The organism is Kitasatospora sp. NPDC048662, from assembly GCF_055587065.1.
Map to the genome: position 1 here is coordinate 318,479 of NZ_JBVJHA010000003.1, position 22,515 is coordinate 340,993.

Here is a 22,515-nt window from a genome sequence, read left to right on the forward strand (position 1 = left end):
GCCCGGACCGGGCCGTGACCGTCGACCACAGCACCTTCGAGGACACCATCCGCGTGGTGATCGGCGCCCTTCTGATCCTCGGCGGCCTCGTCGGAGTGATCATCGCCCTCGGCCACCTGCCGCCCCGCCCGCCCATCGTCGTCCCGAAGGGCGGCTCTGACCTGCCCGGCACCGACCGGGCGCCCGCGGAACGTGCCGCGCATGCCGTCCCGGGCCGCCCGGACCGGCGGTTTGACGTTCCGACAGCTGTTTGCCGCCCGTCCTGTCCGCGTCTGTCCGTTTTGCTTCCGTTTTGCATTGAGATCTCCGTTTCCGTACGGCTTCATCCGTTCGGAGCAATTCGGCAGGCGGACGCGCCGTGAACACGGCCTGCGCCGTCCGGCCGACATGCGCTCGCCCGAACGGCCGACCAGGGTTGGCCGGACGGGGCGGCACCGGTCCGCCTGCCCTGACGGTCAGGAGGACCAGACATATGGGTGGAACGGACAGGCGGGCGGTGATCGGCGAGTTCCTCGGGACGCTGCTGCTGGTTCTGCTGGCGGTGGGCGCCGCGGTGCTCGCGGGGGACGCGATCGGCCCGGTCGGCATCGCGCTCGCCTTCGGCTTCGTGCTGCTCGCCCTGGCGTACGCGCTCGGACCGATATCCGGCTGCCACGTGAACCCGGCGGTGACACTCGGCTTCCTGCTGGCCCGCCGGATCGACGGGCGCACCGCAGTCTCGTACTGGATCGCGCAGGTGCTCGGCGGCATCGCCGGCGCGGCCCTCGTCCTGCTGCTGGCCAGGCAGGTGCCGGGGCTGGAGACCCACGGCAAGCTCGGCACCAACGGCTGGGGCGAGCGCTCCCAGGTGCACATCAACGCCGGCGGCGCCTTCCTGACCGAGGTCGTCCTCACCTTCCTGCTGGTGTACGTCGTACTGGCGGTCACCCACCGACTGGCCGCGGTCGGCTTCGACGGGCTGCCGATCGGGATCGCCCTGGTGGTCGTCCACCTGGTCGGCATCCCGCTCACCGGCACCTCCGTCAACCCGGCGCGCAGCCTCGGCCCGGCACTGTTCGCGGGCGGCGAGGCGCTCACCCAGCTGTGGCTGTTCCTGCTCGCCCCGCTGGTCGGCGGCGCACTGGCAGCGGGCATGCACCTGCTGACCCACCCGCAGCCGAACCTTCCGGCGGCGGAAGCCCTGGCCACCGACGCACGGGTGTAGTCCCGGCAAACCGGCCGAGCGGCGGCCGGGACCACCACCACCACGGTCCCGGCCGCCACACCGTGTCGCAACGCGCTGCGCCTCGCCGACGCCCACCGCAACGCGGAACATCGCTACGGGTCAACTGCCGCCCGTCACCCCGGCTCTGGCCGTACTGGCCCACCCTGGCCTTGGCCGCACTTGGCCGCACTTGGCCGCACTTGGCCGCAGTTGGCCGCACTTGGCCCGCCTGGCCCCGGGCCGCACTGGCTCGCCCCCGGGCCGTGGCCACCGCCCCGCCCCGCGCTTCGCCGCGCGCACCCCGCCTGCCGTGATCAACCCGTTCGTGGGAGCCGCAGTGAGGGGGCGTCACGACGGGCCGCAACCCGAAACCCGCCGAAACCCGGTGCCCCGGTCGGCCCGATTCGTTCTGGTTCGCCCGGGCACCGCGCTGCTTCCCGGACAACGCGCCTGGTCCAGGCTCGTTTTCCTGGTCCTCTTCGCCAGGTTCGGCCTCCTCCTCACCGCGGTCGGTGTCCGCGCGCTCCGGGCCGACCCGTCGCGTCCGCCGCGCCCGCCGACCGGCCCCACCGACCCGGAAGCCTGGTTCTGACCTGGTCCTCTTCCCCGTCGCGGGCCCGGAGGCCGGCTCTTGCCGCGCGGGCCCGGCGACCCCTATTGTTCGGCGCACTCGCAGGACCTCGGGGGGACGAACGAATGAACGACGCAGTGGACACTTTCGGTACGGTCTTCAGCCTTGTCGCGGGCCTGATGGCTCTGATCGGCCTGCTGATCGCGGGCCTCGGCATCACCGGCATCGTCCTCGTCCTGCGGCGCTCCCGCCGCCGCAACCGCACCCGCACGCACGGACTCGTCGCCGAGGCCGCGGTGCTGGAGACCTATCTGACGCAGGACCGCGTCGCGGACTCGCTCACCATTCGCACCGGACGCCACATCGTCCTCGGCTTCCGCACCGCCGACGGCCAGGACATCCGCCTCAAGGACACCACGGGCATCCCGCGGATCGCCGGCGACCGCGTCACCGTCCGCTATCTCCCCGAGCGCCCCCGCGAGGCCATTCCCACCGACGTCCCCGGAACCGGCCAGAACGTCGGACACACCATCGTCCTGGTGATCTGTTCGTTCTTCACACTGTTCGGCCTGGTCTTCGCCGCCACCACCATCGGCATGGCCGTCTTCGCCAACCAGATGCCGACCGAGCCGCCCACCCCGGGCAACTGGCCGTAGCGACCCGCCCCGCGCCAGCCGGATCACGGCAGGCTCGGGCGGTTGTCAGCCGTTCGCGGGCTCGCCGTTGCCGCGACACCCCGGCGTGCACTCCGCCGGTTCCGGCAGCGGCCAGTTCCACGGCCACAGGTCCATCACGTCCTGCGAATCCGCGACCAGGCCCCACGGCCCGCCGGCCGGCGCAGCAGGCAGCGGTGCCGGACGAGCTCCTCCGCCTCGGCGACAGTCAGCCGGTCGGACTCGGCGCAGTGGTCCGACACCCGCTCGGGCCGCGGGTGGACGTTCCACCGGTCGCCCGCCGCCGCCCGGAAGTGCATCCGGTGGCTGGTGCCCCACTGCGAGCCGGAACCCCAGCCGTGCGACAGGTCGATCGGCCGCCGGTTGCGCCGCCGGTACGCCCAGTACATCGGTGAACCGTCCGCCCAGCCCGGCTCCGCCAGGTGCGCGCCCGCTCGTATCCGCACTCCCGCGCGGACGAACAGCAGCTCACCGAAGAGCAGACCCGGCAAAGCACATCCAGCAGCTCGATCGGCGCCTCCGGGTCCTCGGTCGGCACCAGCTCGGCGATCTCGTGCAGGAAACGGGTCGAACCCGTCGGCCGCGCCGGTCTCCGTCCTCCCCAGCCGGGTGAAGAACCCGAGGTACCCCTCACGGTCGGTCTCCAGCCACGCCCTGTCCCGGCCGTCCCGCCCGCCGTACGGGGGCTGGAAACCCCAGCGTCATCGATTCCGCGACCCGGCTGAGCGCATACAGCTCCGTCTCCAGCCGGTCCCGGTCGTCGGGGGACAGCGCGCAGAACGTGTCGAACCGGGACGCCGGGGCCAGCCGCGCCGGATACGCGGGCAGCGCCCGGGCCGCCCCGCGTCCGGCAGCGGCTGCGCCAGGCCGTCCGGCGCCATTCGCTCCAGCGTCAGGTAAAGGTCCCGGCCCGCCCCTCAGCGGCTCGAACTCGCTTACTGCGCCGCCCCGTTCCGCAGCGCGCGGCGCAGCGAGGCCACCGGGTCGCCCGCGTGGTAGGGGCGCTCGCTCGGCTCGATGCCGTCCAGGAACTCCTGGTAGCGCACCGCGAAGTGCAGGTGCATCAGCGGCGCGGCCGGCGCCAGTGCGCGCAGCGGGTCGCTGCCCGGGACGAGGGCCTGCCAGGCGGCGGCCCAGCGCTCGCGGACGGCGGCGCCGCGCTCGGGGGAGAGGAGCGGGGAGGGGCGCAGGCCGTCGAGGGCCGGGTGGCTCCACATCGCGTCGGAGAAGTCCAGGACCACGCCGCGCTCGCCGTCCCAGCGCCAGTTGCCCGGGTGGCAGTCGCCGTGGACCAGCGTCAACGGCAGGCCGCAGTCCGCGAGTTCGTCCACCAGGGCGGGCAGCCGGTCACCCAGGGCGAGGGCCCGGTCGTACTCCTCGGCGGTCAGCTCGGGGCGCAGCCGCTCCAGCAGCGAGGGGAACAGCGAGGCCAGCGCCGCCGGCGAGCGGTCCGTCAACCCGCCCGGCCCGTCCCCGGCGACGGCCGCCTGCACGGCCGCCCACCGGTCCACGACGCTCAGCATGCCGTCCTCCGGCAGCCCCCAGCAGTCCACGCCCGGCGCCTCGTCCAGCAGCATCCGCCGACCGTCCGCCGCCAGTACCCGCGGCACCAGCTCGGGATCCGCCTTCGCCACCCGGGCGATCACCTCGGCCTCGGCCACCGCGAACGGCGGGGTGCTCTTCAGCCAGGCCGCACCCGCGCCGGTCGGGAAGCGCGACAGCGCCGACAGGTTCCAGCTGCGCACCTGCTCCACCGGCCCGGTCCGCGGACGGCCCAGGGAGGCCAACTCGCCATCGGCCCAAGCCCATTCGGCGGCCAGCCCGTCCGCCGAGGCCCACGGCAGCCGCAGCGGCTGCTCGTCCAGCTCCACGGCCGGGGCCGCGGTAAGCGGCTGAGAGGGACGCTCCAGCGCCTGCGCCAGGTACACCACCTCGCCGCCACTGCCGGTCTCGCCGCCGTCCACGGACAGCATCCGCAGCAGCGCCACCGGCACCCCGGCCGCCTCCGACGCCGCCCGCACCACCTCCCCGATCTCCGCCCAGTAGGGCGCGGAAGCCGTGAAAGGCCCCACCGCGCCGAGGAGTTCACCCTGCCATGCGATCAGGACGGTCACCGTCCGCTGTTCAGCGTTCTGCACCCCGGCATTGTCCGGACAAGAAGGCCCGCCCGCCAGCGAATTTCCGCCGGCGGGCGGGCCGGGAAGCCACGGCTCAGTCCGCGGCGTCCGTCATCGGCCGCGACAGCGACAGGCCGAACCGGCCCTCGGAGTCCGTCCACCAGTCGCTCAACCGCAGCCCGGCGGCGAACAGTTCACGCTCCACCCGTTCCCGCCGGAACTTCGCCGACACCTCCGTGTGCAGCTCCTCGCCCTCCTCGAAGTGCACCCCGATACCCAGCTCCGTGATCTTCACGCTCTGCGTCCGCAGCGAGCGCAGCCGCATCTCGATCCACTCCTGCTCCGGATCCCAGAGCGCCACGTGCGCGAACTGCGCCGGGTCGAAGTCTGCGTCCAGCTCGCGGTTCAGCACCGCCAGCAGGTTCCGGTTGAACTCCGCCGTCACGCCCGCCGCGTCGTCGTACGCGGCGACCAGCACTGCCGGGTCCTTCACCAGGTCCGTGCCCAGCAACAGCGCGTCGCCCGGCAGCAGTTGGGACCGCAGGCCGCGCAGGAAATCCGCCCGCTCCTGCGGCACCAGATTGCCCAGCGTGCCGCCGAGGAACACCACCAGCCGGGGGCCGCCGCCCTCCTCGGGCAGACCGAGGCCGGTGGTGAAGTCCGAGAGCACCGCCGAGACTTCGAGCCCCGGGTACTCGGCGATCAGCGCCTTCGCCGCCGACTCCAGCGCACTCTCGCTGACATCGACCGGGACGTACCGCTCCAGCGTGCCGTGCGCGCGCAGCGCGTCCAGCAGCAGCCGGGTCTTCTCCGAGGAGCCGGAGCCCAGTTCGACCAGCGTGCGGGCCCCGGTCGCGGCCGCGATCTCCCCGGCCCGCGCCGTCAGGATCTCCCGCTCCGCCCGGGTCGGGTAGTACTCGGGCAGCCGGGTGATCTCCTCGAACAGCTCGGAGCCCCGGGCGTCGTAGAACCACTTCGGCGGCAGCCGTTTCGGCTTTCCGGTCAGGCCGCTGCGCACGTCCGCGCGCAGGGCGTGGTGCAGGTGGTCGGCGGGCAGAAGGCGGGTCAGCCGGTATCCGGTCACAGCGGTGCGTCCTCTCGGCTTCGCGGCCCGGTCGGGGCCAGCGGGGTGAGCGCGCTGCCGGCCGCGTCGGCCACCAGCAAGGTACGGTCGGGGACTTCGGACCAGCCCGGCCCGTCGTCGAAGGGTTCGGAGGCCACCAGCAGCGAACCGTCCGCGCCGCGGCGCTGGAACAGCGTGTCGCCCCAGGCTGTCGCGGCCAGCGAACTGCCGTCGGTGGCCAGCAGATTGATCCGGGCATCGGCCAACTCGGACGCCGCCACGCACACTTCGGCGAGCGCCTTGCCCAACTCGATGCCCGCGCGCAGCCGGTTCAGCACCACCGCCCACAGCAGCGCCGAATCGGTGCGCGCCTCCAACTCCAACAGCTCGGCGGCGGGCAGCAGTTCGGCCAGCGGCTCGAAGGTACCCGGCCAGCCCGGCAGCGCCCCGTTGTGGCTGAACAGCCAGCGCCCGGCGGCGAACGGGGCCGCCGCCTGCGGGCCCGGTGCACAGCCCGGGGTCGCCGAGCGGACGGCGCCGAGGATCGCGTGCGAGCGCACCACCCGGGCCAGGTCCGCCAGGTCGCCGTCCGCCCAGATCGGCCCCTCCCGCCGGTAACGGGCCGGACGCTCGTCGCCCTCGGCGTACCAACCAACCCCGTAGCCGTCCACATTGACGTTGCCGAAGCGCTGCAAGCGGGGCGCCCAGGACTGCCGAAGCAGCCCGAACGGCGGATCCAGCAGCACCGTCCGAAGCGCCACCGGCCGTCCCAGATAAGCGAAGTGACGGCACATCAGGAATCGCCTTCCGCGTCGCGGGCGGTGCGGAACCCGGAGAAGATCTGCCGCCGGATCGGATAGTCCCAGTTGCGGAAGGTGCCCCGGCAGGCGACCGGCGCGACCGCGAACGAGCCGCCGCGCAGCACCTTGTACTCGGGCCCGAAGAACACCTCCGAGTACTCCCGGTACGGCCACGCCCGGAACCCCGGGTAGCCGGTGAAGTCGCTGGCCGTCCACTCCCACACGTCACCGATCAACTGCCGGGCCCCGTATGGCGACTCGCCCTGCGGATAGGCGCCGACCGGGGCCGGGCGCAGGTGGCGCTGGCCCAGGTTGGCGTGCTCCGGCCCGGGCGGCTCGTCGCCCCACGGGAAGCGCCGGGAGCGGCCGCTCGCCGGGTCGTGCCGGGCCGCCTTCTCCCACTCCGCCTCGGTCGGCAGCCGCCGACCCGCCCACCGCGCGTACGCGTCCGCCTCGTACCAACTCACGTGCAGCACCGGCTCGTTCGGTGGAACCGGCTCGACGTGCCCGAAGCGGCGGCGCAGCCACTGCCCGCCCTGCTGGGTCCAGAACAGCGGCGCGGTCAGGTCGGCGGACATCCGGTGCTCCCAGCCGGCCGGTGTCCACCAGCGCGGGTCGCGGTAGCCGCCGTCGGCGATGAATGCCTGGTAGGCGGCGTTGGAGACCGGCGCGCTGTCCAGCCAGAACGCCGGCAGGTCCACCAGGTGCGCCGGGCGCTCGTTGTCCAGCGCCCACGGCTCGGTGTCGGTACCCATGGTGAACGGCCCGGCGGGGACCAGCACTTCGGGAGCGAGCGCGCCCTCCGCGGCGGGCGGCGGCGGCGCGTCCAGCACCGCCGGGCCCTTGCGCAGCTGGTGGGTGATCAGCATGGTCTCGTCGTGCTGCTGCTCGTGCTGCGCGATCATCCCGAACGCGAACCCGGCGTCCAGCAGCGGCGCCCCCTCCAGCGGCGAGGCGGCCAGCAGGTCCAGCACCCGGCCGCGCACCTCGTACGCGTACGCGCGGGCCTGGTCCGGCGGAAGCAGCGGCAGGCTGGGGCGCTCGGAACGCGGATGCTCGAACGCGTCGTACAGCGGGTCGATCTCCGGGTGCATCGGGTCGCGGCCGCCGACGTTGCGCAGCAGCCACAGCTCCTCCTGGTTGCCGATGTGCGCCAGGTCCCACACCAGCGGCGACATCAACGGTGAGTGCTGGGCGACGAGTTCGGCGTCCTCCACGGCGCCGGTGAGCAGCCCGGTGCGCTCCCGGGCGGCCAGCAGTTCGGTGGCGATCAGCTCGCGCAGCACGGCGGGGTCGGTGCGGTCGGCGTTCAGCACGGGGTGTCCTCCTGCAACGCGGGCGCGGCGCCGGTGCGCAGCGCGGCCAACTGGTCGTCGGCGGGGCAGCGGCCCCGGGCCGGATAGCGCTCGGCGAACTCCAGCAGCGCGGGCCGCAGTTGGCCGTCGCGGCGGGCCAGCGAGCGCTCGGCGGCGGAGAAACAGGCCAGCGCGGCCCGGCGCAGCTCGGCGTCGGCCATGCCGAGCGCGGCGGCGCGCCGCCACAGACCCGAGCGGGGCGCGCGCGAGCCCGCGTGGCCGAGGCGCTCCAGCGCGGCCCGGGCCTCCTCGGCGGCCAGCGGATCGTCCATCAGCGCGGACACCAGCGCCAGCGGCACCCGCCAGCCCTCGCCCGGCTGGGCGTCGATCATCCGCAGCTCCAGGTGGCCGCGCGGGCGCACCGGCGGGAACAGCGTGGTGCGGTGGTAGTCCAGGTCGGCCAGCACGGCGCCGCGTTCGCCACCGCCGCGCAGCCAGTCGCGGAAGGTCAGCCCCGCCGGGGCGTCCCACGGCAGCCCGTCCGGGCGGCGCACGCACAGCACCGTCGCGTCCAGCACGTACCGCGTCCACGCCTCGCGCGGGTCGGCGAGCGGCGGCGGGGCCAGGGTGCGTGAGGGGTCCATCCGCGACCAGACCAGCTGCCGGGTCGACTTCCAGCCCGTCGGACGGCCCTCCAGCAGCGGCGAGTTGGCGAACGCGCCCACCAGCACCGGCCCCAGCAGATGCGTCAGACGCCAGCGGTCGAGGTACGTTCCCTCGGTGCCCGCGTCCACGCAGACCTGCACCGAGGCGGTGCCCGTCATCATGATCCGGCCCCACGGGCCGCCGCGGCCGAAGTGACGTTCCATCGCCCGGTAGCGCGGGTGGGTGGCCAGCATCCGGCGCTCGCGGTCCAGCGGATCGGTGCCACTGCCCGTCAGCCGCAGGCCCTCGGCGGCCAGCGCCGCCCGCAGCACCGCCTGGTCGGCGCTCAGACCCGCCGCGCAGGCGGCCGGGTCGGCGGCGGGCGGGGAGCTGAGCTCGACCTGCCCGCCGGGTTCGTACGTCAGCCGCGAGCCCGCCGGGAACACCGGGCCGTCGGCCGAGCCGGGCAGCACCGCCAACGCGGCCGCCACCCGGGCGGGATCCACCGGGGCGGACGGACATCGGCCGTCATGGACGAACCACTCCGCCTCCACCCCGACCAGCGCCGGCGGCCCGATCTTGAAGCAGATGGCGCCCAGGTGTCGTTCGGCCGACGCCTCGGTCAACTCCGTCGGTGGGGTCACGCTCTGTGTCGAATCGGCCGGTCGATCGGCCTGCGGTGGGCGTACAGATGTCACCGGACTCACCATCCCTCGGTACGCGACTATGGCCCGGTTGTTCCTGCTCAGTCTGCCCCGGGGCAAACCTCGACGCCCGTCAGCTCGCAGTCGTGCAGGTCAAGCGGGTGAGAGCGGTGCGGAGCCGGTCCGGCGGCAGGGCGAAATTCAGCCGCAGGCAACCGGAACCGGCCGGGCCGAAATCGGAACCGTTCGCCAGTTCGACCTGACGCTGCGTGAGCAACTGCTCCCGGGTCCCCAGGCCCGAACCGTCCAGCCAGAGCAGGAACGACGCCTGCGGACGAGCCAGCACCGCATCGCCCAACGCCGCCGTCGCCGCCTCCCGGGCCGTCACCAACCGCTCCAGCAACCCCGCCAGCCACGCCTCGCCCTCCGCCAGCGCCGCCCGCTGCACCAGCGCGCCCAGCAGGCCGCCCTCCCACAGGCCGAACCCCGCCATCACCTCCGTCAGCCGCGCCCGCAACGCCGGATCCGGTACCAGCGCGAGACAACTCGGCACCCCCGACACGTTGAAGGTCTTGCCGACCGAGTTCAGCGTCACCACATTCGGCGCCCCGTCCGTCACCGCCACCGCCACCGGATGCGGCACACCCGCGTCCGGATGCCGCAGATCCCCGTGCACCTCGTCCGACACCAGCAGCCCCGGCGCCGCGGTCCGGGCCAGCGCCCGGATGTCCTCGGCCGGCCAGAGCAGGCCCGTCGGATTGTTCGGACTGCTCAGCAGCACCATGCCCGGGCGGGCGGCGGCGATCTCCTGGAGCGGCAGGCGGAAAGCGTTTTCCCGTTGGTCGGGGGAGTGCGGCAGCGATGCCGGCGATGCCAGCGGTGCCTCCGGCATCGACCGGAAAGCGTTTTCCCGTTGGTCGGGGGAGTGTGACAGCGATGCCTCCCGCACCGACCGGAAAGCGTTTTCCTGTTGGCCGGGGGAGAGCAGCGGCACCTCCCGCACCGGTACGCCCGCCGCCCGGCATGCCCGCACGAACCCGTTCCACTCCGGCGTCACGCACACCGCCGGACCGGACAGCGGGCGCGCCGCCTCCAGTAGCAGCCGTACCGCCGTACCGGGTGCGAACGGCAGCAGCATCACCCACTGCGGCGGCACCTCGACCCCGTGCCGCCGCCGGTACCAGCGGGCCACCAGCACCCGGTCCGCCTCCTCCGCCACCGGATACCCGAACGCCGGATGCCCCGCCCGCACCCGCAACGCCGCGCCCACCGCCGCCGGCCCCGGCAGATCCATGTCCGCGATCCCCATCGCGATCCGCCCCGCCCCGGCCCGCGCCCACTTCGCACTCCCCGTGCCGTCCCGCGAGAACGCCTCGCCCACGACTGTTCCTTCCGGAAGGTCGGCCCTGTTCCGGGCTAAAGAATGAGCATGCAGTCACCGAACATGTCGAACTCGTACCCGCCCTTTTCGAGGATCTCCGCATAGGACCGCATGACGAGATCCTTGCCCCCAAAGGCCGCCGTGAGCACAATGTGGCTGGAACGAGGCCGGTGCAGATTGGTCACCAGCCCCTTCACGATCCTGAACCGGAATCCCGGGTAGATGTAGAGATCCGTCCAGCCCTTCTGGGCCTGAACGGCTGCCCGGGGTCCATCCTGAACCGTGAGTGATTCGAGCGTCCGCATCACTGTTGTGCCGACCGCGATGATCCGCCGCCCGTCGGCCAGCGCCCGATTGATCTGCGCAGCCGCCTTTTCGCCGACCTCGAAGTACTCGGACCGGACCTTGTGGTTCTCGACCTCCTCCGTACTGATGTGGCGCACCGCGAGGATTTCGGTGGCGCCCACGTGCAGCGTGATGTATGCAATCTCGACACCCTTTTCGGCAATCCGCTCCAGCAGCTCCCGCGAGAAATGCAGGCCCGCCGACGGGATCTCCAGCGAACCCGCCTTCTTGGCGTAGACCGAGCGGTACGCCCCGCGTGCCGCTTGCCAGTGCGCCGGATCGAGCGGGACGGTTTCGTCGCTGCGCCGCCCGTACCGGTCGAGGGCCGGAACCAATCGCTCGGCGGGCTCGAACATCACTTTCCAGAGGTGGTCGGGCTGCGGCTCGACCAAGGTACATCGCAATTCTGGATCGTCGATCGAGGTGAGGATGGCCCCGGGCCCGAGATTCAGTCCGGTGCCAATTCTTGCGATGTTCGCACCGTCGGGCTCATGACCGAAGACGATGACGTCCATCGTCTCGCCGCCGTGCCGGAATGCCAGCGTGTTCGACATCATGTAGCTGTCGTTCAGCACCAGGAGATCGCCGGTCTGGAGATGGTCGAGGATGGAAGGGAATTCGGTGTGATCGATCGTCCCCGTCGCGCGTTCGAGCACCACCATCTTTCCGCTCTCACGATTCCGGCCGCGTAGTTCGACGGGATCGGTCGGCATGTCCTTCGCGTTGTGGTCGAACTCGAATTCTTCGGTCCTCATCGTCCGCTATCCTCTCGATACGAATCGTTGACGATCCGTGGCGCCCCCGATATCGACGAGTGGACCCGAACGGCCGCGCCGCCGCACCTCGGACCTGCCGTTCGGACCACGCGGACTGCGCGGACCGCGCGGACCATGCAGGCCCGGGGGCGGCGGCACTGCTCCGGCCGCCGGCGCCCGGCACCCCACCTCGGCCAGCGCGCTGCTCAGCCGGGCCAATGAAATCGCGAGGTCGGGCTCGACCAAGTCCCGGTCAGTGGGCATGAGTTGACGCAGAGCGCCGACCAGGCCCGCAGTCAGCCGAACCTGCAGGCGGGCAGTGGCGCGCGAGCGCTCGGGCAGCGCGGCGATCGCCGACCCGACAGCCTCGACGCCGAGCCTGGCCCCGTCCAGCGCCCCTCCCAGCGCCGCGTCCAGGACCCGCAGCACCCGGTCGCGGTCGGCGGGGGCGACCGGCGTCGGAGTCCGCGTTGGCGGCCCGCGCGAGAGCGGTGATCAGCTGCGCCTGCTGCGCCGGGACGACCGCGGCGAGCAGGGCGGACAGCGCATCGACGTCGGTGAGGGTGCGGGAGGCGTGGTACTCGGCGAGCCGGTCGGGCTGGGGCGAACCCCAGTCTGGAGCGAACCCCAGTAACGGTCGGAGCCGGCGGCCGGGTACAGCGCGGCCGGCCAGGCGGAGGCGTCCGGCACCTTGTCGGCGGGGAGGCGCCCCCCGCGCGTACGGCAGAGGGACGACGTGCCCCGGCACCTTCCCGCCGCCACCGGACCACACGCACGAACGGGTGCATCAGGACGTGAGACGGCGCTCCAGCGGGGTGCGGAAGCGTGGCGTGACGCGGGCATCGCCGAGCACCGTGCGCAGCACACCGGCCTGAGCCTCGACGGTGGCCAAGGCCTCCCGGCCGGCATCCTCCAGGAGGGCGAACACCACCTCGCCGTCCGGGCGTTGGGCCCAGCCTCCGACGACCCGGCCGTTCCACCACACCGTCGGGCCGAGATTGCCCGAGCGGTCGATCAGTTGTGGACGATGGGTGGGAGGCAGGTACCAGTCCCGGTGCTTCACGCTCATCGCGCTCGGATCCAGGGCCGGCAGCAGCGCAGCCCACGGGGCCGGCTCCGCGACCGGATCGAGATCGCCGGGGAGGACGAACCCCGCCGCGCCGCCCGCGAGTTCCGCCTCGACGGCCGCGCACCCGGCCAGTGCCGCGCGCACCTCGCGGACCCCCCAGCCGGTCCACCACACCAGGTCGTCCTCGGTCGCCGGGCCGTACGTGGCCAACCAGCGTCGCGCCAACTCCCGCTGCGCGTCGGCCCGTTCGGCGGCCGACGGTGCGGACGGGGCCGGCGGGCCCAGTGTCCAGCGGTGCTGGCTGCTGGTCCAACTGCCCACCGGGTGACGGCGAACGATGCTGCCCTCCATGCCGAGCAGTCGCAGCAGACGCATTCCGATCGGCTGCTCGGTGTGGTACGAGGTGCCCGCCCCGTAGTCGATCTTCTCGCGCAACTGCGGTACGAGGTCGCTGAGTTGACTGCCAGTCAGCTCGGAGTCGGCGAGGGCGGACCGGACGGCGGCCTCCACGCCGGCCGTCCAGGCGGCATCGCGTCCGGAGGCGGCGAAGTCCTTGAGCAGGCGGGCGCGTTCGCGGGCCACCAGCTTCGCCGTGGTGGAGGTGTACACCGTCGGGGCGAGCGCGGCGGGGACGGCGAACAGCGTGCTGCGCATGCCGTGTTGACGCAGCACAGTGCCGTCCCGGTACAGGGCCCGCTCGGTGTCGGCGATGCCGGGTGCGGCGAGCCGGGCCGAGACGGCGAGGAACAGCGTGGCGGCATCGGTGGCGTGCACGGCGACCAGATCGTCCACCACCTGCTCGGCCCGCCTCGCCTTGGCCTCCGGGGCGAGGCGGTGCCGCCGGGCCAGCCGGGCGCGGCGCTGGTCGTCGTCGAACTGCGGTCGGGCGGGCACGCGTTCCTCCTCGGACTCAGGGGCGTCCTCAGCCTGCCACGATGCGCAGCTGCCGCACGTTCGCGGCACGGGCGTGAAGTCCCCGGGGCGACCGGCCCGCCCCCGGGGCGCGGCCGGAACGGCGGCGGGGTGGTGAACTGCGCGTCCGGGTGCGGGGTCCGGTCGGGCGCACGCGGGAGCGCTCCCACGGTTTCGGCGCGACTCCTTGACGGCACCAGGAGGTCATGGCTTCATATCGGTTGTTCCCGGGCCGAGTTCGATCCCGTCCGGGCCAAGTATGGGAGCGCTCCCACAGGTTGGGGGTGCCCTCTGCCGAGTCCGTCCCCCAGTCGAAAGGACTCCGTCACTGTGTCGGCCAACCTGACACGCCGTCTTCCGACGGCGGCAGCGGCCGCGGCGCTCAGCGCCGCGACCGTGCTGCCGATCGCCGCCGCGACCCCCGCCGCCCACGCCGCGACCCCCGCCGCCCACGCCGCGACCGCCCGCGTGGACAACCCGTTCGTCGGCGCCGGGGTCTACGTGAACCCCGAGTGGTCCGCCCGCGCCGCCGCCGAACCCGGCGGTTCCGCGGTCTCCACCCAGCCCACCGCCGTCTGGATGGACCGCATCGCGGCCATCGCTGGCGGCAACGGCGTGATGGGCCTGCGCGACCACCTGAACGCCGCCGTGCAGCAGGCCGCCGGCAAGCCGTACGTGTTCCAGGTCGTCATCTACGACCTGCCGGGCCGCGACTGCTCCGCGCTGGCCTCGAACGGCGAGCTCGGCCCCACCGACCTGCCGCGCTACAAGAGCGAGTTCATCGACCCGATCGCCGCCATCCTGGCCGACCCGGCCTACACGAACCTGCGGATCGTCACCACCGTCGAGATCGACTCGCTGCCGAACCTGGTCACCAACGCGGGCGGCACCGCCACCGCCACCCCCGCCTGCGACACCATGAAGGCCAACGGCAACTACATCAACGGCGTGGGCTACGCGCTCGCCAAGCTCGGCGCGATCCCGAACGTCTACAACTACGTGGACGCCGGTCACCACGGCTGGCTCGGCTGGGACTCCAACCTCCAGCCCACCATCGACGTCATCAAGCAGGCCGCCACCGCGTCCGGCTCGACCGTCAACAACGTCCAGGGCTTCATCACCAACACCGCCAACTACTCGGCGCTGCACGAGCCCAACTTCACCGTCGGCGACTCGGTCAACGGCACCTCGGTGCGCCAGTCGAAGTGGGTGGACTGGAACAACTACGTGGACGAGGCGAGCTACGCCAAGGCGTTCCGGGCCAAGGCGGTCGCGTCCGGCTTCGACGCGGGCGTCGGCATGCTGATCGACACCTCGCGCAACGGCTGGGGCGGCGCGAGCCGTCCCGCCGGCCCGGGCCCGAAGACCTCGGTGGACGCGTACGTGGACGGCGGCCGCATCGACCGCCGCTTCCAGACCGGCAACTGGTGCAACCAGTCCGGCGCGGGCCTCGGCGAACGCCCCAAGGCCGCACCCGAGGACGGCATAGCGGCGTACGTGTGGGTGAAGCCGCCCGGCGAGTCGGACGGCGCGAGCTCGGCGATCCCGAACGACGAGGGCAAGGGCTTCGACCGGATGTGCGACCCCACCTACACCGGCAACCCGCGCAACAACAACAACATGTCGGGCGCGCTGCCGAACGCCCCGCTCGCCGGGCACTGGTTCTCCGCGCAGTTCCAGGAACTGCTGAAGAACGCCTACCCGGCCCTCGGCCCGTCCACCGGCGACACCACCCCGCCGACCGCCCCGACCGGCCTGGCCGCCACCACCACCGCCAGCAGCGTCGCGCTGAGCTGGAGCGCCGCCACCGACAACGTCGGCGTCACCGGCTACGAGATCCACCGCGGCGGCACGCTGGTCGGCTCCACCTCCGGCACCTCCTACACCGACACCGGCCTGAGCGCCTCGACCGCGTACTCGTACACCGTCCAGGCACGCGACGCCGCAGGCAACGTCTCCGCGGCCTCCGCGGCACTCGTCGCCACCGCCCAGGCATCCGGCGGCACCGGCGCCGGCTGCACCGCCACCTACAAGGTCACCAACGACTGGGGCGCGGGCTTCAACGCCGATGTCACCGTCACCGCCGGCAGCGCGGCGATCAAGACCTGGGAGGTCACCTGGAACTTCGGCGGCAACCAGCAGATCACCAACTTGTGGAACGGCCGGCTCGGCCAGTCCGGCCAGGCCGTCACCGTGACCAACCTCTCCTACAACGGCACCCTCGCCGCCGGCGCCAGCACCGCGTTCGGCTTCGGCGCCACCTACTCCGGCACCAACGCCACCCCCACCCTCACCTGCACCGCCACCGGCTGACGCCCCCACCCCGCCGCCGCCCACCCGCACCCGCGCGGGCGGGCGGCGGCCCCATTGTGACCAGTACGGCCGGTCGGACGGCGCCGCTTGCCAAGGGGATCGGAAGTATAAGAAGATCTTTACGTCCTGTTGCCATTTTTCGACCGATTGCCCGCCGGAAGGGGTGCCGTCATGGCGCGTCCGAACTGGGTGCCCGCGGGGACCGACCTCGACAAGCCCAACGCCGCCCGGGTCTACGACTACTACCTCGGCGGTTCCCACAACTTCGAGGTCGACCGGCAAATGGCACGCAAGGCCATGGAACTCTGGCCGGACCTGCCCAAGATCATGCGGGCCAACCGCGCGTTCCTGCACCGCGCCACCCAGTACGTCGCCGCCGAAGGCATCAGCCGCTTCCTCGACATCGGCTCCGGCATCCCCACCTTCGGTGCCGTCCACGAGGTCGCCCGCGAGTACCAGCCCGACGCCCGCGTCGTCTACATCGACATGGACCCGGTCGCCGTCGCCCACAGCCGCCTCATCCTCGCCGACGACGACCTGTGCCAGGTCGTCGACGCCGACCTGCGCAACACCGACGACCTGCTCTCCCGCCCCGAGGTCGAAGAGCTGCTCGCCCCCGGCGAGCCCGTCGCCGTCATCCTCAACGCCGTCATGCACTTCGTCACCGACGACGACGAGCCCGAGAAGATCCTCGCCAAACTCCGCGAAGCCCTCCCCAGCGGCAGCGCCCTGATCCTCTCGCACGCCGCCCTCGAGGGCCGCCCGGACCAGGCCGGCGCCCACCAGGACCTGTACCGCGCCACCCCCACGCCGCTCACCATGCGCAGCCGCGAACGGATCACCTCCTTCTTCGACGGCTTCGATCTCGTCGAACCCGGCGTGGTCTACCTGACCCAGTGGCGCCCCGACGACGCCGCCGCTGTTGACCCGCACCCCGAGCGGATCACCGGGATGGCCGGCGTCGGACGCCTGTCATGAACGAGGCGGCCGCCCCGGAGGACGGGTTCCGTACCGCCTGGGCCGCCATGCTGCGCACCGGACACGGCGCGGCGGTGCGCCCCGGCGTCCTCAACCCGCTGATCGCGCGGACCGCCGACCTGCTGCACCGCGCCGCCCTGGAACACCCGTTCCGCCCGGAACTCGCCGGGCAGGTCGGCGCGCTGCTGATCGACAACCACTTCACCGACCCCCAACTGCTGTCCGAAGCAGTCCAGTTGCTCCAGAGCCAACCCGTCCCCGACGAGCGCGGCCCGGCCCTGTCCGGCGCGTTCGCGGCCGGCTGGGCGGCCGCTCTGCGCGAACGCACCCTGCGCGAGCAGGAGGCGATCCGGCTGGCCGCCGACACCGCCCGCCAGGAGGTCGAGAAGGCGCTGCGGGTCTCCGAGGCCCGCTTCCGCGCCCTGTTCGAATCCGCGGCGATCGGCATCGGTCTCGGCGACACCGACGGCAACATCCTGGCCGTCAACCGGGCCCTCGGCGAGATCTTCGGCGGCGGACCCGAGGACATGCAGGGCGTCCGCGTCAACGACCTCATGCACCCCGAGGACACCCCCGGCGTGTGGGAGGCCTACGAGGAACTGATCAGCGGCAAACGCGAGTACTTCCAGTTCGACAAGCCGTACTACCGGCGCGACGGCGAAGTGGTCTGGACGCACCTGACGGTCTCGCTGATCCGCGACGACGACGGCTCGCCGCTGTACCAGGTCGCGATGCTGGAGGACGTCACCGACCGCTACCGGCTCCAGGAACGCCTGCGCCACCAGGCCACCCACGACCCGCTGACCGGCCTGCCCAACCGGGCCGCGTTCTTCGAACGGCTGGAGCGGCTCTTCGAATCGCCCGAACCGGACGCCCGGTTCGGCCTGTGCTACGTCGATCTGGACGGCTTCAAGGTCGTCAACGACAGCCTCGGCCACGACATGGGCGACCAACTGCTGACCGTGGTCGCCGGCCGCCTGGAGTCCGCGCTCAGCCCGCTCGGGCACATGGTGGCCCGGCTCGGCGGCGACGAATTCGTGGTGCTGCTGGAGAACTGCCGCGGCGAACAGGAAGCCGTCGCCGCCGCCAAGACCGTCCTCGCCGCGCTCACCAAGCCCGTGGTGATCGGCGACCACCGGCTCGCCGTCGGCGCCAGCGTCGGGGTGCTGGAGCGACGGATCTCCAGCACCACCCCCGGCGCCGCCGTCCGCGCCGCCGACCTCACGCTGTACCGCGCCAAGGAGGCCGGCCGCGGCCGCTGGACCTTGTTCGACCCGAAGGAGAACGCGCGCGCCGTCAGCCGATACGCCGTATCGGTGCGGATGCCCGCCGCGCTCGACCGCGGCGAGTTCTTCATCGACTACCAGCCGATGATCGACCTCGGCACCGGCGCGATGACGGGCGTCGAGGCGCTGGTGCGCTGGCGCGACCCGGAGCTCGGCGTCATCGGCCCCGAGCAGTTCGTCGGCGTCGCCGAGGAGACCGGCCTGATCATGCCGCTCGGCCGCTGGGTGCTGGAACAGGCCTGCGAACAGGCCGCCGACTGGGTCGCCAGGTTCGGCGACCGCGCACCCAAGCTCAGCGTCAACCTGGCCGTCCGGCAGGCCCGCAACGCCGGACTGGTCGCCGACATCGACCGGATCCTGCGCAACACCGGACTCGACCCGTCCATGCTGCAGCTGGAGATCACCGAATCGACGGTGGTCGGCCCCGAGGACGAAGCCCTCAAGGCCCTGCACGCCCTGGTCGACATGGGCGTCTCGCTGGCCGTCGACGACTTCGGCACCGGCTGGTCCAACCTCGCCTACCTGCGCGACCTGCCGGTCTCCAACCTGAAGATCGCCGGGTCGTTCGTCGGCGACCTGCACGACCCCGCCAAGGACACCCACCTCGGCTGGCGGATCGTCAGCGGCCTGGTCTCGCTCGCCCACACCCTCGGCCTGTCCGTCACCGCCGAGGGTGTGGAGAGCCGCGCCGACGCCGAACGGCTGCGGCTGATGGGCTGCGACCTCGCCCAGGGCTGGCACTTCGGCCGGCCGGTGCGGCCCGCCGAGATCGCCCGCCGGATCGCCGAGGGCGACCCCGAACGGGCCGCCGAAGCCGCGCTCGGCGAAGCACCCGGCGGTGTCGACCGCAGGCACGCCCCGGACGGCGTCCGGCTCGACAGCGTGCACCACCGTCCCCTCCCCGCACGGGAGTTGACTACCGAGCCGGAACCCGCGCCCCGGGCCGACGGCGACTCCTGAGCTCACGCCCGGCGCTTCGGCGCCCCCGTTCGGCCCACCCGCCGGCGCTCCCGTTCGGCCCACCCGTCCACGGCTACCGGCCGGTACCCCGGCAAGCTGAAGGGCGTCGGGGCTGAACCGGAGAGCAGGAAGAGGCGGGACGAGATGGTGAAGGCATTCGGGTTCGTCGCGTACGGCGGGCCGGAGCAGCAGACGTTCCTGGACCGGCCGCTGCCCGAACCCGGCCCCGGCGGGGTACGGATCGAGGTCAGGGCGGCCGGCGTCAACCCGGCCGACTGGAAGAAACGGGAAGGCTGGTTCGGAACGGCCGCCGAACCGCCCCTGGTGATGGGCAGCGAGGCCGCGGGCGTGGTGACCGCCGTGGGGGAGGAGGCCAACGGGTTCGCCGTCGGCGACGAAGTGTTCGGCATCGCGCCCGCCGGGGCGTTCGCCGAACAGGTACTGCTGTCCGCCCGCGCCACCGCGCACAAACCCGCCGCCGTCGGCTTCGACCAGGCCGCCGCGCTGCCCGTCGCCGCCGCCACCGCGTACGACGCGCTCCAGCAACTCGACCTGCGGGCCGGCGAGAGCCTGCTGATCGTCGGCATCTCCGGCGGCGTCGGCAGCGCCGCCACCCAGATCGCCCGCGCCCGCGGCATCACCGTCCTCGGCACCGCCGGCGCCGCCAGCGCCGACCACGTCCGCGCCCTCGGCGGAACACCCGTCCGCTACGGCGACGGCGTCGCCGCCCGGCTCCGGGAAGCCGCCCCCGACGGCGTGGACGCGATCCTCGACCTGGTCGGCGGAGCGGCCGTCCGCGACGTCGCCGGGGCACTGCGCCGGCCCGGGCGGCTGGTGTCCACCGCCGACCGCGCCACCGCCGAGGAACTCGGCGGCGCGTACGTGCGACGCGACGGCACCGCGACCGTGCTCACCGTCCTCGCCGAACTGGTCGCCGACGGCGCGCTCGACGCCCAAATCAGCGCCAGGTACCCACTGGAGCGCGCCGCCGAGGCGATCGCCGAGGTCGAGTCCGGGCACGCCCGCGGCAAGCTGATCCTGGAGATGAACCGCCCGTGAAAATCACCGAGTTCACGCCCGGAGCGCCCTGCTGGGTCGAACTGTCCACCAAGGACCCCATCGCGGCCAGGACCTTCTACCACGAGCTGTTCGGCTGGCGCACCGAACCCATCCCGCTGGAGAAGGCGATGGGCTACACCCGGCTGTACGCCGGAGAGCAACTCGCCGCCGGACTGGTCGGGTTGGCGAAGGCCGAGCAGCCCACCGCGTGGAACATCAGCTTCCACACCACCGACGCCGACGCCACCGCAGAGAAGATCACCGCCGGTGGCGGCAGCCTGATCGTCCCGCCGACGGACGCCTTCGACTGGGGACGGTTCACCGTCGCCCGCGACCCCGGCGGTGCGGTCTTCTGCGGCTGGCAACCCGGAACCCTGCGCGGCTGCGACGTGATCAACGAACCTGGCGCGCTCGGCTGGGTGGAACTCGCCACCCGCGACCCGCAGGGCGCCACCGAGTTCTACCCCCGGGTCTTCGGCTGGAGCGTCACCACCGGCGAGATGTACACCCAATTCGGCCTGGAGGGACGGGACTTCGGCGGCATGATGGACATGGCCGACCAGTTCCCGGCCGAAGTCCCGCCGTACTGGATGCCGTACTTCGCGGTCGCCGACGTCGACCTGAGCGCCGAGCGCGCCGCGCTGCTCGGCGCCACCGTCACGCTGCCGCCCACCGACGTCCCCGACGGCCCGCGCCTCGCCGTGCTGCGCGACCCGCAGGGCGCGGTGTTCGGCATCCACGTGGCGTACCGGGAGAGTTGAGGCCGCAGCGGGGCGGGTACGACAGACTCGCCTGCTGGGCGGGCGAGTCACGGTACGGCTGTGATTCGGCTGCGGGGTACGGGAAGCTGCGGGGTACGGGAGTTCAGACCCTGGCCGACGGCAGATCCGGCGACGGCAAGGCCGGCTCGCCCCGGCGGCGACGCTCACGCAGCCGGGGCAGCGCAGCCGCCGCCCCGGCCGTCGCCGTCACCACCAGTGCCGTCAGCGGCACCCAGTCGCCCAGCCGGACGTACCACGTCCGGGCCGCCGGATCGGCCGGCGCCACCCGGACCGTCACAGCGCCCGACTCGCCCGTGGTCAGGTGCACCAGTCGGCGGCCCTGCGCGTCGTACGCCACCGACTCGCCCGTCAACGCCGCCTGCACCACCGGGCGGCCGGTCTCCGCCGCCCGGATCGCCCCCAGCGAGGCGTGCTGCGCCGGGGCCCAGGTGGACTGGAACGTCGAGGTCGCCGACTGGTACACGATCAGCCCGGCGCCTTCTCGGGAGGCGGCGCGCGACATGTCCGGGAACGCCGACTCGAAGCAGATCAGGGTACCGACCGGCAGTGGACGGCCGTCCCGCCCCACCACCGGCAGCAGGTGCACCGAGCTGCCCGGGGCCCGGTTCTCGCCCGCCGCCGAACTCACCCCCGCGATCCAGCCCAGCAGCGGACGCAGCGGAATGTACTCGCCGAACGGCACCAGCCGGATCTTGCGGTAGCGCGCCACGATGCCCGAGGGGTCCACCAGCACCGCGTCCTTGGAGATCCGGCCGTCCGCCTTCCGGGCGTCCTCGCCGACCAGCAGCCGCGCGCCCGTCGAAGCGGACAGCGCCGTCAGCCGGCCCAGCGTCGCACCGTCCCGGTCCAGATCGGCGGTGGTCGAACTCTCGCCCCACACCACCAGATCCACCGGGCGGCCCGCCAACGACCGGGTGATCCGGACGTTCGCCTCCAACCGGGCCTGCTCGTCCGGCGTCTGGCCCGCCTGCACCAGCGCCACCGTCGCCGAACCGCGAGCGGCCGGCGCGGCCTGCGCGGCGAACGCCAACGGACCCGCCAGCACCGAGGCCAGCGCCGTCGCACCCGCCAGCAGCCGCAGCCGCACACCGCGGGCCAGCACCACGATCGTCAACGCGGTGTTGACCGTCACCAACGCCCAACTCACCAGCCACACCCCGCCGATCGAGGCCAGCCCGAGCACCGCCGGATGCTCCCACTGCGACGCGCCCAGCAGCGCCCACGGCCCGCCCAGCGCATGCCAGGACCGGGCGAACTCGGCGCTCACCCACACCGCCGGCACCACCACCAGGGCCGCCGCCGACCGGCGGAGCGTCAACTCGCCGTGCAACAACCACCACACGGCCAGGCCCACCGGCGCCTGCAACACCCCGAACACCACCGCCAGCAGCGGCAGCGCCGGGCCGATCGACGGGATCAGCCAGTACATGGCGGTCAGGATGAACCCCGCCCCGAACCACCAGCCGCGCACCGCCGCCTCGCGCGCCCCGCCCGCCGCGCGCATCAGCAACAGCCCCGGCACCAGCGCCACCCAGGCGAGGGCCGCCAGACCCGCGCCGGGGAACGTCAGAACGGGCAGCGCACCCGCGACCAGCGCGCCGTAGCGCGCCGGGCGGGTGAGGGCGATTCGCAGGCTCATGTGGAAATTGTCCGCCCGGGCGG

General features: G+C 72.9%; 18 protein-coding genes. 8 read left to right on the forward strand and 10 right to left on the reverse strand.

Annotated elements, in window-relative coordinates; translation table 11 throughout:
• The first annotated feature begins 14 nt into the window (after nucleotides 1–14).
• The 3 genes from ACZ6R9_RS12025 to ACZ6R9_RS12035 all read left to right on the forward strand — a co-directional run bounded on the left by ACZ6R9_RS12025 (nucleotide 15) and on the right by ACZ6R9_RS12035 (nucleotide 2,431).
• Nucleotides 15–362: a hypothetical protein gene (locus ACZ6R9_RS12025; protein ID WP_465538088.1), complete on the forward strand. Its 348-nt coding sequence runs from the start codon at nucleotides 15–17 to the stop codon at nucleotides 360–362.
• Between the two features lie 110 nt (nucleotides 363–472).
• Complete coding sequence (locus ACZ6R9_RS12030) at nucleotides 473–1,204, forward strand: MIP family channel protein (RefSeq protein ID WP_380483950.1); 732 nt, start codon at nucleotides 473–475, stop codon at nucleotides 1,202–1,204.
• Nucleotides 1,205–1,900: 696 nt separating this feature from the next.
• The gene (locus ACZ6R9_RS12035; protein ID WP_465538089.1) at nucleotides 1,901–2,431 is read left to right on the forward strand and encodes a DUF3592 domain-containing protein; all 531 of its coding nucleotides are present in this window, start codon (nucleotides 1,901–1,903) and stop codon (nucleotides 2,429–2,431) included.
• Nucleotides 2,432–2,565: 134 nt separating this feature from the next.
• Here the strand turns inward: ACZ6R9_RS12035 and ACZ6R9_RS12040 are convergent, their stop codons facing one another.
• From ACZ6R9_RS12040 to ACZ6R9_RS12080, 9 genes are all read right to left on the reverse strand, one after another.
• Entirely contained in the window at nucleotides 2,566–2,940 is a 375-nt protein-coding gene (locus ACZ6R9_RS12040) for a hypothetical protein (protein ID WP_465538090.1), read from the reverse strand.
• A gap of 444 nt (nucleotides 2,941–3,384) precedes the next feature.
• Nucleotides 3,385–4,587 carry an aminoglycoside phosphotransferase family protein gene (locus ACZ6R9_RS12045; protein ID WP_465538091.1) on the reverse strand — a complete coding sequence of 401 codons (1,203 nt, stop codon included), beginning with the start codon at nucleotides 4,585–4,587 and terminating at the stop codon, nucleotides 3,385–3,387.
• 73 nt (nucleotides 4,588–4,660) lie between these two features.
• A complete protein-coding gene (gene egtD / locus ACZ6R9_RS12050) occupies nucleotides 4,661–5,650 on the reverse strand; it encodes an L-histidine N(alpha)-methyltransferase (protein ID WP_380483958.1) in 990 nt (329 codons plus the stop codon).
• Nucleotides 5,647–6,423, reverse strand: a complete 777-nt coding sequence (egtC, locus tag ACZ6R9_RS12055; RefSeq protein ID WP_465538092.1) for an ergothioneine biosynthesis protein EgtC — start codon at nucleotides 6,421–6,423, stop codon at nucleotides 5,647–5,649. Before egtC ends, egtD begins: the two co-directional genes overlap by 4 nt.
• Nucleotides 6,423–7,745, reverse strand: coding sequence for an ergothioneine biosynthesis protein EgtB (gene egtB, locus ACZ6R9_RS12060; RefSeq protein WP_465538093.1), 1,323 nt, complete (start codon nucleotides 7,743–7,745; stop codon nucleotides 6,423–6,425). Before egtB ends, egtC begins: the two co-directional genes overlap by 1 nt.
• Nucleotides 7,739–9,079 (reverse strand): ergothioneine biosynthesis glutamate--cysteine ligase EgtA, encoded by a 1,341-nt coding sequence (gene egtA / locus ACZ6R9_RS12065; RefSeq protein ID WP_380483964.1) that lies wholly within the window; start codon nucleotides 9,077–9,079, stop codon nucleotides 7,739–7,741. Before egtA ends, egtB begins: the two co-directional genes overlap by 7 nt.
• Before the next feature lie 67 nt (nucleotides 9,080–9,146).
• Nucleotides 9,147–10,322 (reverse strand): aminotransferase class I/II-fold pyridoxal phosphate-dependent enzyme, encoded by a 1,176-nt coding sequence (locus ACZ6R9_RS12070; protein WP_465538261.1) that lies wholly within the window; start codon nucleotides 10,320–10,322, stop codon nucleotides 9,147–9,149.
• Between the two features lie 107 nt (nucleotides 10,323–10,429).
• On the reverse strand, nucleotides 10,430–11,494 hold the full coding sequence (locus tag ACZ6R9_RS12075) for an S-adenosylmethionine:tRNA ribosyltransferase-isomerase (RefSeq protein WP_465538094.1): 1,065 nt from the start codon (nucleotides 11,492–11,494) through the stop codon (nucleotides 10,430–10,432).
• A 787-nt stretch (nucleotides 11,495–12,281) separates the two neighbouring features.
• The gene (locus ACZ6R9_RS12080) at nucleotides 12,282–13,457 is read right to left on the reverse strand and encodes a winged helix DNA-binding domain-containing protein (protein ID WP_465538095.1); all 1,176 of its coding nucleotides are present in this window, start codon (nucleotides 13,455–13,457) and stop codon (nucleotides 12,282–12,284) included.
• 348 nt (nucleotides 13,458–13,805) lie between these two features.
• On the opposite strand from ACZ6R9_RS12080, the gene ACZ6R9_RS12085 reads away from it, so the two are divergent.
• From ACZ6R9_RS12085 to ACZ6R9_RS12105, 5 genes are all read left to right on the forward strand, one after another.
• Nucleotides 13,806–15,788 carry a glycoside hydrolase family 6 protein gene (locus ACZ6R9_RS12085; protein ID WP_465538096.1) on the forward strand — a complete coding sequence of 661 codons (1,983 nt, stop codon included), beginning with the start codon at nucleotides 13,806–13,808 and terminating at the stop codon, nucleotides 15,786–15,788.
• 171 nt (nucleotides 15,789–15,959) lie between these two features.
• Nucleotides 15,960–16,766, forward strand: a complete 807-nt coding sequence (locus ACZ6R9_RS12090; RefSeq protein WP_380483972.1) for an SAM-dependent methyltransferase — start codon at nucleotides 15,960–15,962, stop codon at nucleotides 16,764–16,766.
• Nucleotides 16,763–19,012 carry a putative bifunctional diguanylate cyclase/phosphodiesterase gene (locus ACZ6R9_RS12095; protein ID WP_465538097.1) on the forward strand — a complete coding sequence of 750 codons (2,250 nt, stop codon included), beginning with the start codon at nucleotides 16,763–16,765 and terminating at the stop codon, nucleotides 19,010–19,012. The genes ACZ6R9_RS12090 and ACZ6R9_RS12095 overlap by 4 nt, the downstream gene beginning before the upstream one ends.
• A gap of 144 nt (nucleotides 19,013–19,156) precedes the next feature.
• Nucleotides 19,157–20,071 carry an NADP-dependent oxidoreductase gene (locus ACZ6R9_RS12100; RefSeq protein WP_380483975.1) on the forward strand — a complete coding sequence of 305 codons (915 nt, stop codon included), beginning with the start codon at nucleotides 19,157–19,159 and terminating at the stop codon, nucleotides 20,069–20,071.
• A complete protein-coding gene (locus tag ACZ6R9_RS12105) occupies nucleotides 20,068–20,832 on the forward strand; it encodes a VOC family protein (protein WP_380483977.1) in 765 nt (254 codons plus the stop codon). Before ACZ6R9_RS12100 ends, ACZ6R9_RS12105 begins: the two co-directional genes overlap by 4 nt.
• A gap of 103 nt (nucleotides 20,833–20,935) precedes the next feature.
• Here ACZ6R9_RS12105 and lnt read toward each other — a convergent pair whose 3' ends face one another.
• Nucleotides 20,936–22,492 carry an apolipoprotein N-acyltransferase gene (gene lnt, locus ACZ6R9_RS12110; RefSeq protein ID WP_465538098.1) on the reverse strand — a complete coding sequence of 519 codons (1,557 nt, stop codon included), beginning with the start codon at nucleotides 22,490–22,492 and terminating at the stop codon, nucleotides 20,936–20,938.
• Between the last annotated feature and the right edge of the window lie 23 nt (nucleotides 22,493–22,515).